The sequence below is a fragment of the Embleya sp. L77 genome, from assembly GCF_055557415.1.
Window position 1 is genome coordinate 431035 of record NZ_CM145710.1, and the last position, 12529, is coordinate 443563.

The window sequence follows — 12529 nt, forward strand, 5'->3', positions numbered from 1 at the left end:
GCGGCGGCGTACACGGCTTCCTCGCGGGCCCACGCGCGACACCCGCACCCCGACGGGCTCCCGACGGTCCGGCGACCGGCTTCTCGCGTGTCGGGGGGTGTGTGATCCGGAAAACGCGGGGTCCGGCCCCGATGCGCCGGATGGCTTGACCTGCCCGGGACGGTCACCGACTGTGTGTCGTCGGTGAACCGTCCCACGACCTCTGCCCCGACGCACCCGTGAGGCCCTGTCGGCCGGCGGGTCGGCTGCTTCGCGTCCGAGGGCGGGTCAGAGCATCGGAGTTGCATGACCTTGTCGTTCTCGCGGCTCCTGTGGGAGCACGCCCTCGCCACGCAGCCGCACCCGCCTCCGGGGCTGGTCCTGGTCGCCGGGGGCGTGGCCCTGGCCTGTGTGGTGCATCGGTTGGCATGGTCCACCGTGCGCTGCTACTCGGTGATGGCACACGAGGCGGGCCACGTCCTGGCCGCGCTCCTGTGCGGACACCGCGTCGTCGCCGTCCGCTTGGAGGTCGACAACTCGGGAACCACGTTTCATCGAGGCAAGGGCCGCCTTCGCCGACTCCTGATCGCTGCGGCCGGCTATCCGGCGCCCTCATTGGCGGGCGTCGGTGGTGCGGCTCTTCTGCGCGCGGGGCACGTCACGGCGTCGCTGTGGGCCGTGACCGCTCTGATGCTCCTGCTGTTGACGACGATTCGTAACACGTTCGGCGTGGTGATCATCCTCCTCGCGTCCGGTGTCCTGGCCGCGGTGTCCTGGCGGAGCCGGGTGGAAGTCCAGGCCTTCACCGCGTACGTGGTCGTCTGGTTCCTGCTGATCGCCGCGGTGCGGCACGTTGTCGAGCTGCTACAACGCCATCTGAGGGGCAACTCCTCGTCCGACGCGGCGACACTGGCGACCTCCACCGGAATACCGTGGCCCGTGTGGGTGGCGGCCTTCGGCCTGATTTCGACGGCCCTGGCCTGGCTGGGCGCCACCTGGCTGCTCGACGACGGGGACGTGTCCACGGCCTGGAATCCACCGCCGCTGCCCCGCTGGTGAACGCGGTCGGCGGCCACCGCCCGATCCCGTCGAACCCACACACCTCGCCGGGATCACGCGATGGCCGCCCCCGTTCCCGCACCGTCCTGGGCGAGGACCTGTTGTCCGTCGCCCCGGAACACGCAGCCGATCGACGTCCGCCTGCGCCCGCGTCGACCGCCACCGGTTCGCCCCGCGCGCTCCCCTGCCACGGCAGGGCGTTGCGCGGGGTCAGGCCGTGGTGTCGGCGCAGGCGTCGGGCCTCGTAGAAGGACACGATCGTCACCCGATGGCCGCCGCCCGGCCCTGCTCGCCGGGCCTGCCCGACCTTCGGGGCCGCCGTCGTCCGTCCCGCCGGCTCGTGCCGCTCGCGCCCGGGTCTGGACTCTGTATCCAGATTGGACGTACAGTCCAAGTCATGGTGGACGTCGAAGAGAGCCGGGACCCTCGGGTGCGGACGTGGGCGCCCGTGTGCCGGGCCGTCGCGCTCCTGCTCGGACCGTACGCCGAGGTCGTCCTGCACGACCCGGAGACCGACCGGGTCCTGGAGATCTGGAATCCGATGACCTCCCGCCGCGCCGGCGATCCCTCGCTGCTCGGCGAGTTGGACGAGCTCGACCCGGCGACGCGGGACGTGTACGGGCCGTACGAGAAACTGCTCGCGGACGGCCGCCGGCTGTCCTCGGTCAGCGCGGTCCTGCGGGACGAGCGGGACCGGGCGTCCGCGGTGCTGTGCATCAATCTCGACCGCACGCCGCTGGAGCGGGCAGCCGCGGTCCTGTCCGCCTTCGGTGCCCCGACCGTAGGGCGTCCCGAGCCGTTGTTCGAGCAGGACTGGTCCGAGCGCATCCGGCATATCGTCGGCAGCCACGTTCGCGAAACGGGTCGCCCCGTCGATCGGATGACCCGCCAGGACCGCCTGGTCGTCCTCGGCCGGCTGGACGAGGCCCGGGTGTTCGCGGTGCGCCGGGCCACCCCGGTCGTCGCCGAGGCCCTGCGGGTGTCCCGCTCCACCGTCTACGGCCTGCTGGCCGAGCTCCGAGCCCAGAGCACGAAGGACTGACGCACATGACCCGGCTGCCCGACTTCCGCCTGGAAACGTACTTCTCCCGCTGGGAGTTCACCGCCCGCCATCACCTGACCGCCTCCGACGCCCAGACGATGACACTCGGCGAGTTGCTCGCCCTCGCCGACGACGAGGACCGCGACGCCTTCGACAACCTGTCCCTGGGCTACACGGAGACCTTCGGCGACCCGGCCCTGCGCGAGGTGATCGCCCGGACGCACGAGCACGTCGACGCGGACGACGTCATCTGCTTCGCGGGCGCCGAGGAAGCCCTCTACCTGGCGATGAACGTGCTGCTCGACGCGGGTGACCACGCCGTCGTGGTGACCCCGAACTACCAGGCCGCCGAGACCGTGCCGCTGGCGCTGTGCGAGGTCACCGGCGTGGCTCTCGACGCGGACCGGGACTGGGCTCTGGACCTGGACGAGGTGGCTGCGGCCATCCGGCCGAACACCCGGGTCGTCTCGGTGAACTTCCCCAACAACCCCACCGGCAAGGTCATCGACGCCGCCGACTTCGCCGCGCTGGTCCGCCTGTGCGACGAGCGCGGGGTCCGCCTGTTCAGCGACGAGGTCTACCGCGGCCTCGAACGCGACCCCGCCCGTACCCTGCCGCAGGCCGCCGACCTGTCCGAGCGGGCACTGTCCTTGAACGTGACCTCGAAGTCTCTGGGGCTGCCCGGGCTGCGCATCGGCTGGATCACGTGCCGCGACCGCGCGCTGCGCGCGCGCCTGGAGCGGGCCAAGCACTACACCACCATCTGCAACTCCGCGCCCGGCGAGGTGCTGGCCCGCATCGCGCTGAAGGCCCGGGAGATGATCCTGGATCGCAACCGGGCCCTGATCGCAGCCAATCTGCCGGCTTTCCAGGCGTTCTTCGCCGAGTTCGCGGACGACTTCGAGTGGCGGGCGCCGGACGGCGGATGCGTCGCCTACCCCCGATACCTGGGCGCCGACGGGGTGGAGGAGTTCTGCACCCGCCTGGTGGAGGAGGCCGGCGTCCTGCTGCTGCCCGCGAGCATCTACCGCTCCGAACTCACCGCCACCCCCGCCGACCGGTTCCGCATCGGCATCGGCCGCCGCGCCCCGGAGGAAGGATTGGCCGCCTTCGCCCGGTGGATGCGAGCGCGCCGATGACCCTCCCCGTCTTCGACACGGCCGCCATCGAGCAGGCCGCCACCAGGCAACTGGTCCTGGCCACCGTCCGGGACGCGCTGATCGCCCACGCCATGGCCCGGCCCGACCGGAACGAGCTGCCGCCGGCGCTCTTCCTCGCCCGGCTCCTGCCCTGAACGCCGAAGCCGTCCGGGTCGGGCCGCGCGGACGCGTGCCATGTGGGGTGTGCGCGCCGCCCACCGACGAGGAAGCGGGGGCGGCGACGCCGAGGACCGCGGCACCCTCGAAGAACGCCGCCCCGGCGCTCCTCGCCGCCCTGACCGTCCTCGTCGCCGAGGCGCGCGAGCCGCCCCCGTAACCGGTTCCGGCGCCGGCGGGACCGGGCCGGCCGACGCACACTCGGAGGATGGAGATCATGTCGGCACACGGCCACGTCACCGTCCCCGGTCTGGGCGACGTCGAGGTCACGGCCGATCTGTTCGACTGGCCCATCGACGGCGACACCCTCCCCCGCACCTGGAGCGCCATCATCGACGGCGGGCCCGTCCTGGAGACCGGCACCGAGGGCGTCCTGCACCTCGACACCGAGCCCACCGCGCTCGGACATCGATTCGTCGTCGTCGCGAGCGGGGAGCACGTCACCCGGATCAGCGGACACCGGACATGACCGGGGCCTCCCGCATCCGGGACCACTACGACGGGCCCGCGATCGTCGCCGCCGACGGCACGAGCATCCCCGTAGAGGCCCACCTGCGCCTGGAGAGCGCCGGAACCTGGCACGGACGCGTGTGGACGGACGACCCCACCGTCGACATGAACCGCGTCGCCTCCGCCACGACCCGCCTCCTGCGCGTCGGCCAACGCGCCGCCTCGTTCACCGTCGACCGCATCCTGGACCACCACGCCCACATCACCGGCACCGGCATCGCACCGTTTTGACCACGCGGGTCGTTCAGGGCCTGCGGCCGTGGAAGGTGCGGCGCAGGTCGCTCACCCAGGCGTCGGGATTCTCCCAGGGGATGAAGTGGCCGCCGTGGTCGTGGGCGTTGACGTTGACGTGGTTGAACCAATCGGCTTGCGGGCCGGTCTCGAATGCCCGGACGCGCTCCTCGGCGGTGTGGATGCCGGGCGGGTTCTCGTACGTGACGAAGGTGAGCCCGACCGGGGCCTGCACGACCGGGGTGCGGTCGTGGGCGGGAGTCCAGGGGTAACGGTTGGCGTTGGCGTAGTAACGCATCGACGTGGCGATGGAGTTGTTCACCCAGTAGATCGTGGCGTGGGTGAGCAGGTCGTCCTTGGTGAAGACGGACTCGACGTCGCCGCCGTTGTCGCTCCAGGCGTTCCACCGCTCCAGCAGCCAGGCGAGCAGTCCGGCGGGGGAATCGCTCAGCCCGTGGGCCAGGGTCGCGCCGTCGAGCATGTGCACGGCGAGGTGGGGCGCCCAGCGGTGGTCCAGCTCGATGATGCGGGCGCGGACGTCGGCGGGCTGGTCGTCGGTGAGGGGCCGATTCCGGGCGAAGTCCCAGGCGCGGTGGCCGGTGAAGAAGTCCAGCGGCAGCCCGGAGCCGATGTGGATGCCGTACAGCTCGTCGGCGTACTTGTGGCCGAGCTGGCTGGAGACGATCCCGCCGATGTCGCAGCCCCCGGCGGCGTACTTCCGGTATCCCAGGGTCTCGGTCATCAGGGTGTGCCAGAGGTCGGCGACCTTCCAGAAGTTGACGTCCGCAAAGCCGGTGAGCGGGCCGGGGAAACCGAAGCCGGGCAGGGACGGCACGATGACGTCGAACGCGTCGGCCGGGTCACCGCCGAACGCGGCCGGGTCGGCGAGCGGGTCGATCACCTTCGACCAGTGCCAGAACGTCCACGGCCAGCCGTGGGTGAGGATCAACGGGATCGGGCGAGGGCCGCGGCCGGGCTTGCGCATGAAGTGCACCGGGACACCGGCGACGTTCACCCGGTAGTGCTCGTGGGCGTTGATGGCGGCCTCGGCCTTGCGCCAGTCGTAGCCGTCCCGCCAGTAGGCGACCAGCTCACGGAGATAGCTGTCCGGGACGCCGTAGGACCAGTCCTCGTTCCCCTCGTCCAGCGGCGGACGGGTCGAGGCGAGACGGGCGCGCAGGTCGTCGAGGACCTCGTCGGACACATGGATCGGGGCGGGCTCAAGGGGGAAGCCGTGCGACGCGGTCATGGCATGGTTCCTTAATCGGGTAGCGAAAGTGGTGTCGTCGCTTCTGTCGGGCGGTGGGGCGGTGGGCCGGGCCGGTTCGCGGAGTGCGGGCACCGACGCGGCGAGTGCCTGCCGGTGGTGCGGGTCGAGCCGGTCGGCCAGGGCAACCGGGCGACCGATGTCCTCCTTTCGTCGCGACTCGACCACCTTGGCATCGACGCGGACCCTGATCCACGGCGGGTCGGGCGACGACTCGTCGTCGCCTCCAAAGGCGGTGCCGACGAGGACCCGGCATGGTTCGGGAATCTCCTCGCCGACCCGAGCGTCGGGTCGGGATACAGGCCGGCACCCGGCGATTCGCCGCCCGAGCCCGGGTCGCGTCCTCGGCCGAGCGCGAGCACCTCTGGACCCGGACGGCGCGGATCTTCCCCCTCTACGACGAATATGCGCGAAAGACCGACCGCACGATCGCGATCGTCCTGCTCACCCACGGTCCGAACCTCAGGCATAACGCCCCGGCACATGCTCACCCCGACCTGAACGGCGGCATCGCCGGCATCGGCGCGTTCGGCCCACCCCCTCGGTCTCCGTAGCCGTCGCGCCGATCCCTCGTGTCACGGGGTGTGCGGGCCGGTGGGCGTGGCGGTGGCCTCGGCGATGAGCAGGGCGACGTCGTCGTGGTCGTCGGGGTGTCGCAGGGAGTGCAGGAGCCAGTTGCAGGTGTCTTCCAGTGGCTTGCGGGGGCCGTCCAGGGTGTGCAGCAGTGTGTTCAGGCGGTCGTCGATGGAGTGGTGGCGGGTTTCGACGAGGCCGTCGGTGTAGAGGACGAGTCGGTCGCCCGGATGCAGGTCGAAGGCGGTGGTGTGGAAGGAGACGCCGCCGACGCCCAGGGGCACCCCGGTGGGCAGGTCGAGCAGTTCGGGTGTGTGTCCGGTCGCGGCGAGGACGGGCGGGAGGTGTCCGGCGTTTGCTATGCGGCAGCGGTGGTCGCGGGGGTCGTAGACCACGTAGATGCAGGTCGCGATGTAGTGCTCGAGTCCCTGCGTGATCTTGTCGAGGTGGCGCAGGATCTCGTCGGGGGCAAGGTCGAGGTCGGCGAAGGCGCATGTGGCGGTGCGCAGCCGGCCCATGGTGGCCGCGGCGTCGATGCCGTTGCCCATGACGTCGCCGACCACCAGGGCGGTCTTGTCGCCGCTCAGGGGGATGATGTCGTACCAGTCGCCGCCGACCTCGCTGGTCGCCTGCGCGGGTTGGTAGCGGGAGGCGACCTCCAGGCCGGTGAGCCGGGGCGGACGGCCCGGCAGGAGGCTGCGTTGCAGGGTCTCGGCGGCATTGCGGACGCTCTGGTGCCAGCGGGCGTTGTCGATGGCCACGGCGGCGCGGGCCGCCAGTTCCCCGGCCAGGAGCACGTCGTCCTCGTCGAACGGCAACGGGTTGCGCGCGCGCAGCAGGTCGAAGGCACCGAGGACCTCGTTGTGGGCGATCAGTGGCACGGCCAGGTAGGAGTGCACGCCGGCGAGGGCGAACGCGGTCGCGCCGTCGGCGTCGCGGGCGATCCGCCGCAGGTCCTCGGCGCCGACGTGGGCGAGGACGACGGGTTGCCCGCTGTGGACACACCGGGTGATCAGGCGATCCGCGCCGTAGGCGGCGAGGTCCCCGGCCTTGACGGCGGCGGTGGCGGGCGTGGGGTAGGCGGCCGCCACCGCGAGGGCACGAAAGAGCTCGGGGCCCGGATCGTGCGAGGGTGCGCTGCGGCGGAAGGCCAGGACGGCGTCGAGGAGGTCGACCGCGGCCACGTCGGCCAGGCCGGGCACGGCGACATCGGCCAATTCTTGGGCGGTCCGGTCCACCTCCAACGTGGTGCCGACCCGGACGGAGGCGTCGGCGATCACGGCCAGGCGGCGCCGGGCCCGGTCCGCCTCGGTCGTCGCCCGGTGGCGTTCGCTGACGTCGATGACCGATACGGCCACACCGATCACCCGACCCCTGGCACCTTCGAGCCGGTAGTAGGACACCGACCACGCGTGATCGTGTTCCGGGTCCGCCGGGGTACGGCCGACGATGTACTGGTCGGTCAAAGGCGTGCCCGTGAGCCGTACCTGGAGCAGCGCGGACTCGACGGTGTCGATGTCGAGCCCGGGCAGGATGTCACCGGGATGGCGGCCGATGTGGTCGGCCGCCGCGATGCCGTTGATGCGTTCCAGGGCCGGGTTGACCAGCAGGTATCGCAGGTCGTTGTCCAGCAGGGCGATGCCGATGGGAGCCTGCGACACCAGACGCTCGGTCAGCGCGAGATCGGTCTCCACCCGCCGCAACATCGTCTGATCGGCGGCGATACCCAACGCGTAGACGTCTCCGACGTCGTCCAGCAGCCGCATGTTGCGGAACTCGACCAGGCGCGTACTGCCGTCCTTGTGCCGGATGGGGAAGGCGCCGGCCCAACTCGCGCCGGTGCTCATCACCTCGGCGAACAGCTTGATCACCAGGTCCGTGTGCTCCTTGTGGACCAGCACGTGAGCCGCGTACCGCCCCAGGGCCTCCTGGGCCGTATAACCGAACACCTCACCGGCCTGCGGGCTCCAGAACACGATCCTTCCCTGGCCGTCCAACACGATCGCGGCCACGTTGAGCAGGTCGAGCAGTCCACCCGGCGGCGACGGCACCGCCCGGTCCCGTCCTTCGTCCCCCCGGGGCGGCTCGTGTGCGTCCATCCTCGAAGCTCCCTACTTCCACGGAACCCTCTCGTCCACGCACCGGTCGGGCACCTGCCTTCCATGCTGCGCCTTGAACCCGCGCCCCACGATCGGGGCCGCGATCACCGAGGAGGGCGCGGGGGCATCGACACCCGACCGGCCGCGTGTCACACCGGCGCGCGGCTCGGCGCGGCGTCGGTCGGCCGCCCGGGGCGGGTCGGCGTGCGTTTGCTCCCGGCCCTGCGTTCCCGGCGGAGTGCGCGGAGGTGGTCCGCCACGTCGACGCGTACCGAGTCCTCGGCCGCCGTGCCGTGCCGGCGGGTCGCCGCGAGGTGTGCGGCGATCTCGGCGGCCATCTCCCCCGCGGCGGGCAGCACGGCCGTGCCGTCGACGAGGTCGGCGATCCACTCGGCCTGGGCCTCGAACAGCCGGGTCAGCGCCCGAACCGGCCGGATCACGCCCCGGACCAGGCCGGCGAAGTACAGGCCGGCGTGGGACGGCGACACCACACGGTGGTAGAGCGCCACCTGCCCCGCGTCGGAGAACAGCGCGTCACGCGGCACGAACGGGAGCGACATCCGATAGCCCGTGCAGTACACCACCGCGTCGACGCGCGCGTCCGTGCCGTCCGCGAAGTGCGCGGTGTCGGCGGTGAAGCGCTCGATCATGGGCTTCACCACGATCGCGCCGTGGCTCAGGCGCGGCAGCAGATCGTCCGAGATCGTCAGGGGCCCGGCGAAGACGCGGTGGTCCGGCTCGGGAAGGCCGTACGCGGCGAGCGGCCCCCGGACGATCCGCAGCGCCAGGTCGGCCAGGCCCTGCTGGACGCGCAGCGGCAACCGCGTCCACCACGCGCTCCCGGCGATCTCGTCGACCGGCACACCCATGATCGTCTTGGGCGCGACATGGATCCCGCGCCGCATCGCCAGGATCGTCAGCGCCGCCGCGTGGGACAGGTTCACCGCGATGTCGCACGCGGAGTTCCCGGCGCCCAGCACCAGCACGCGTCGGCCGGCGAACCTGCCCGCGTCCGCGTAGTCCACGGCATGCACGATCTCGCCGGCGAACGTCTCGCTACCGGCGATTCCCGGCTCGGGCAGCCGGGGCGTCCAGTGGTTCCCGGCCGCCACCACGACGTGGCGAAACCGTCGGCACGCAAGGCCACCGATACGGTTCCGACTGATCACCTCCCACGTGTTCCCCTCGCTCGGGCTCTCCTCCCTCCCGTCGCGGCGAGCCCCGGCCGGAACCCGCACCGGGCCGGGTGCGGCGCCTGTGCGCATGCCGCCTGCGCAGGGTCGAACGGCGAGGACCTCGGTCCGCAATTCGATGTTCCGCCGGAAATCGTGGGCGCGCGCGAAGTCGTCCAAGTACGCGGCCACCTCGGTGTGTTGCGGGAATCGCGGAAGCGACCTCGGCATCGGGAATCCGGTGAAGCCGGTGGCGTCCCGTGACGTGTTCAGGTGCAGCGACCGGTACCCGGGAGTCGGCCCGGCCCGCTCCCCCGCCGGAACGTGCCACACGCCACCCACTCCCTCGCCCCGATCGACGAGGGTGAACGGGATACCGCGCCCACGCAGCGCCCGGCCGACGGCCAGGCCGCTGAACCCGGCCCCGATCACACACACGTCGCCGAGGCCGGAACCTGCCCCCGCGCCGACGTCCTGCCCGCCCGCCGCGTTCTCCCCATGCCCGGCAGCGCCCCTGTGCACGGCGTCGCTCCTTCCGCTTCGCCGCTCGGATCAGGAGCGCGTCCCGGGCGTCGTCGCCCCCTGGCGGTGGCCGTTCGCACTCCGCCGGCCGTCCGCCGTGTCGCCGTCCTCGTGCGCCGAGTCGTCGAGCACGGCGGAGAGTTCGCTGAACTTCTCGCCCAGCGGCCGGATCACGTTCTTCTCCACCTCGTAGTAGCTGGTGAGCTCCGCCAGCGGTACCCGGCGCAGATGCCAGCGGCCGGTGAGGTTGCAACCGACCTCGGGATGGGGATCGAAATGGCCGGTCAGCCACCCCTCGGCCGCGCCGTCGAGGGTGTGTTCCAGGCGGAAGTGGTTGAACAGATTCTGCGCGGTCGTACGCACACTCTCCCCCAAATCCTGCGGCCTCGGGTCGGCGACGCCGAACCAACACTCGGGGCTCTCCGCGTCCTGGACATAGGCGTCGTTGAAGCCCAGCCAGGGCCACACGAACGCGATCAAGCGGGCCCGTGCGGTGGTGAGTTCGTCGACCGGGCTGCCCTCGGGCACCCGATCCGCGTCGACGTAGAAGCGCCCCAGCCAACTCGGCAGCCACAGGTAGTAGGGGTACGAGCTGTCGTCGGACAACAGGTAGCTGTTGGCATTGGAGAACAGTTCGTTTCCGGCCACCGGGCGCAGCCGCACCCCGTATTCGGGCAGCGCGAACCGCACGTTGAGGACTTCGAAGAATGACCGAATGTCCTGGAAGTATCCCGACAAGTGCTCATAGGCTGCGGTAGTTTCGGCGAGGACGTCCTTGCGAAAGATCATCGATTCCCCTCGGCCACGCAGGGCCCCCTGTTTTCCGGGGGACGACAGAATTTACTCAGTGTGCTGACCCGATTACCTGGATACAAGACATTCGCGAGAGGTCGTATTCATCCGTCCAAGGTCGTATTGATCCGCCCATCCCACCGAGGGGACGCCCGGTCGCGGTCCCGCGATCGTGGACCGACGCACCAGGAGGCGACGACACATGCTCGACGTGGCCGTGGTCGGAGCCGGCGTGGGCGGCTGTTACGCGGCCTATCGACTCGGCCGGGATCGGCCGGGCGCCGCCCGCCGGGTGGCGCTCTTCGAGCGCACACACCGGATCGGCGGCCGAGTGTGGTCGGTGCGGATGTCCCGATCCCCGGACCTGTACGCGGAGTTGGGCGCCATGCGGCTGCATCGCGGCCTCACCGAGGTATTGGATCTCGTCGAACATCTGGGCCTGACACCGGACTTGACCCCGTTCGTGTTCGGCCGACCGGAAAACCCGGTGCACGTGCGCGGGGTTCGGCTGCGCGGACGCGACCTCGCCGACGGCACCGCCGTGCCCTACCGCCTCGGCGATCGCCGGTGCGGCCGGGGCCCCGACGACCTGCTCCTGGACGCGGCCGAAGCCGTGCTCCCCGGCTTCGGCGCACTGCGGCGGGACCACCACGAGGCCCGCCGGCGGGGCGCCTTGGACGCGGCCGCGCGGACCGCCGCACTGTTCGCGACGCTGCGCGACCGGGGCGTCGTCGGGTCGTCCCCGTTGCGGCACCTCGCCTGGGCGGACGTCCTGCTTGCGGTGCTGGGCCCGGAGGCGACGGCCCTCGTCCACGACGCGGGCGGCTACGACATCGGGTCCGGCTCGGACTCCGGGCCGGGGGCCCGCTCCGACATCGCCGCAGGCTGCGGCCACGGCTCCCGCTCCGGCTCCGGTCGGCAGAACGCGGCCGAGCACCTCGACGTCGTCTTCCGCACCCCGCCCGCCGCCGAATACCTGACCCTGCGCAGCGGCATGCAGGGCCTCCCGCGCACCCTGCACACCCGCTTCACGGCCGCCGGCGGACACACCCACCTCGGGCACCGCCTCCTGCGCGTGGACCGCGCGCCCGACCAGGATCGGCGCACGCGCACCGCCGGGCCGCGCTACCGGCTGACCTTCGCCCTCGACGACGACCGGGGCCGCGCCACGGGCGTGCACGTCCGGGTGCACGCACGTGCCGTGATCCTCGCCCTCCCTCAGGGCCCGCTACGTGAACTCGACGCAACCGCACTGCCGTTCACCCCCACGGTGCTCCGCGACCTGGACGCGGTCGAATCGGTACCCGCGCACAAACTCTTCCTCCTGTATCCGCACGCGTGGTGGCGACGGCTGGGCATCACCGGTGGCCGAGGCACCACGGACGGCCCGCTGCGGCAGGTCTGGTACGGCGGGACCTGCCCCCGGCCCGACATCGGCGACACCGACGGCCCCGCGCTGCTCCTCGCCGCCTACCCCAACGGGCACTCCGCGCACGCCTGGTGCACGGCGGACCCGGAGCCCGGCCGGCCGACCCGCGACACCGACCCCGCGGGCACCGACGCGGCCGTGGTCGAACGGGCCCACCGACTGCTGAGCGACATGCACGGCCTATCCGACCTGCCCACACCGCTGGCCGCCTGTCGCCAGGACTGGAACCGGCCACCACACGGCGGAGCCTGGCACGTGTGGCGCCCGGGACACGACTCCCGGATCGTCGGGCCACGCATGCGCCGGCCCGTCCCCGGGGAGGCGATCCACATCGTCGGTGACTGCTGGACGACCGATCCGGGGTCGATCGAAGGCACGATCGACTGTGCCGAGACCGTGCTGCGCGAGCACTTCGGCCTGACCCCGCCCCCGTGGCGCCGGCCGCCCGAAACCTAGCCGCGGCACGCCGACCACCCGGGCGCCGTGCCGAACTCCCGCCGCCTCGGCCCCGATACCGCCCCCGGATTCCCTCACCGTC

At 71.8% G+C, this 12529-nt stretch carries 12 protein-coding genes and 1 pseudogene; 9 read left to right on the forward strand and 4 right to left on the reverse strand.

Features of this window, described 5'->3' with window-relative positions:
* The first annotated feature begins 285 nt into the window (after positions 1-285).
* From ACZOOI_RS31875 to ACZOOI_RS31900, 6 genes are all read left to right on the forward strand, one after another.
* Positions 286-1038: a M50 family metallopeptidase gene (locus tag ACZOOI_RS31875; protein ID WP_465283021.1), complete on the forward strand. Its 753-nt coding sequence runs from the start codon at positions 286-288 to the stop codon at positions 1036-1038.
* A gap of 397 nt (positions 1039-1435) precedes the next feature.
* Entirely contained in the window at positions 1436-2080 is a 645-nt protein-coding gene (locus ACZOOI_RS31880) for a helix-turn-helix transcriptional regulator (protein WP_465283022.1), read from the forward strand.
* Positions 2081-2085: 5 nt separating this feature from the next.
* On the forward strand, positions 2086-3219 hold the full coding sequence (locus ACZOOI_RS31885) for an aminotransferase class I/II-fold pyridoxal phosphate-dependent enzyme (RefSeq protein ID WP_465283023.1): 1134 nt from the start codon (positions 2086-2088) through the stop codon (positions 3217-3219).
* The gene (locus ACZOOI_RS31890) at positions 3216-3374 is read left to right on the forward strand and encodes a hypothetical protein (RefSeq protein ID WP_465283024.1); all 159 of its coding nucleotides are present in this window, start codon (positions 3216-3218) and stop codon (positions 3372-3374) included. Before ACZOOI_RS31885 ends, ACZOOI_RS31890 begins: the two co-directional genes overlap by 4 nt.
* Before the next feature lie 230 nt (positions 3375-3604).
* Positions 3605-3865, forward strand: coding sequence for a hypothetical protein (locus tag ACZOOI_RS31895; RefSeq protein WP_391583174.1), 261 nt, complete (start codon positions 3605-3607; stop codon positions 3863-3865).
* Complete coding sequence (locus ACZOOI_RS31900) at positions 3862-4137, forward strand: DUF4873 domain-containing protein (protein ID WP_465283025.1); 276 nt, start codon at positions 3862-3864, stop codon at positions 4135-4137. The genes ACZOOI_RS31895 and ACZOOI_RS31900 overlap by 4 nt, the downstream gene beginning before the upstream one ends.
* A 13-nt stretch (positions 4138-4150) precedes the next feature.
* Here ACZOOI_RS31900 and ACZOOI_RS31905 read toward each other — a convergent pair whose 3' ends face one another.
* Positions 4151-5386 carry an epoxide hydrolase family protein gene (locus ACZOOI_RS31905; protein ID WP_465283026.1) on the reverse strand — a complete coding sequence of 412 codons (1236 nt, stop codon included), beginning with the start codon at positions 5384-5386 and terminating at the stop codon, positions 4151-4153.
* A gap of 117 nt (positions 5387-5503) precedes the next feature.
* Between ACZOOI_RS31905 and ACZOOI_RS31910 the strand changes: the two are divergent.
* Both ACZOOI_RS31910 and ACZOOI_RS31915 read left to right on the forward strand, forming a co-directional pair.
* Positions 5504-5650, forward strand: a pseudogene (locus ACZOOI_RS31910) (hypothetical protein); the annotation flags it as partial.
* 8 nt (positions 5651-5658) lie between these two features.
* Positions 5659-5958, forward strand: a complete 300-nt coding sequence (locus ACZOOI_RS31915) for a nitroreductase/quinone reductase family protein (RefSeq protein WP_465283027.1) — start codon at positions 5659-5661, stop codon at positions 5956-5958.
* A 21-nt stretch (positions 5959-5979) separates the two neighbouring features.
* Here ACZOOI_RS31915 and ACZOOI_RS31920 read toward each other — a convergent pair whose 3' ends face one another.
* From ACZOOI_RS31920 to ACZOOI_RS31930, 3 genes are all read right to left on the reverse strand, one after another.
* Entirely contained in the window at positions 5980-8076 is a 2097-nt protein-coding gene (locus ACZOOI_RS31920; protein ID WP_465283028.1) for a SpoIIE family protein phosphatase, read from the reverse strand.
* A 149-nt stretch (positions 8077-8225) separates the two neighbouring features.
* Positions 8226-9770 carry a flavin-containing monooxygenase gene (locus ACZOOI_RS31925; RefSeq protein WP_465283029.1) on the reverse strand — a complete coding sequence of 515 codons (1545 nt, stop codon included), beginning with the start codon at positions 9768-9770 and terminating at the stop codon, positions 8226-8228.
* A 30-nt stretch (positions 9771-9800) separates the two neighbouring features.
* Positions 9801-10559 carry a hypothetical protein gene (locus tag ACZOOI_RS31930; RefSeq protein ID WP_465283030.1) on the reverse strand — a complete coding sequence of 253 codons (759 nt, stop codon included), beginning with the start codon at positions 10557-10559 and terminating at the stop codon, positions 9801-9803.
* 205 nt (positions 10560-10764) lie between these two features.
* Between ACZOOI_RS31930 and ACZOOI_RS31935 the strand changes: the two genes are divergently transcribed.
* The gene (locus ACZOOI_RS31935) at positions 10765-12447 is read left to right on the forward strand and encodes a flavin monoamine oxidase family protein (RefSeq protein ID WP_465283031.1); all 1683 of its coding nucleotides are present in this window, start codon (positions 10765-10767) and stop codon (positions 12445-12447) included.
* The last annotated feature ends 82 nt before the right edge of the window (positions 12448-12529 follow it).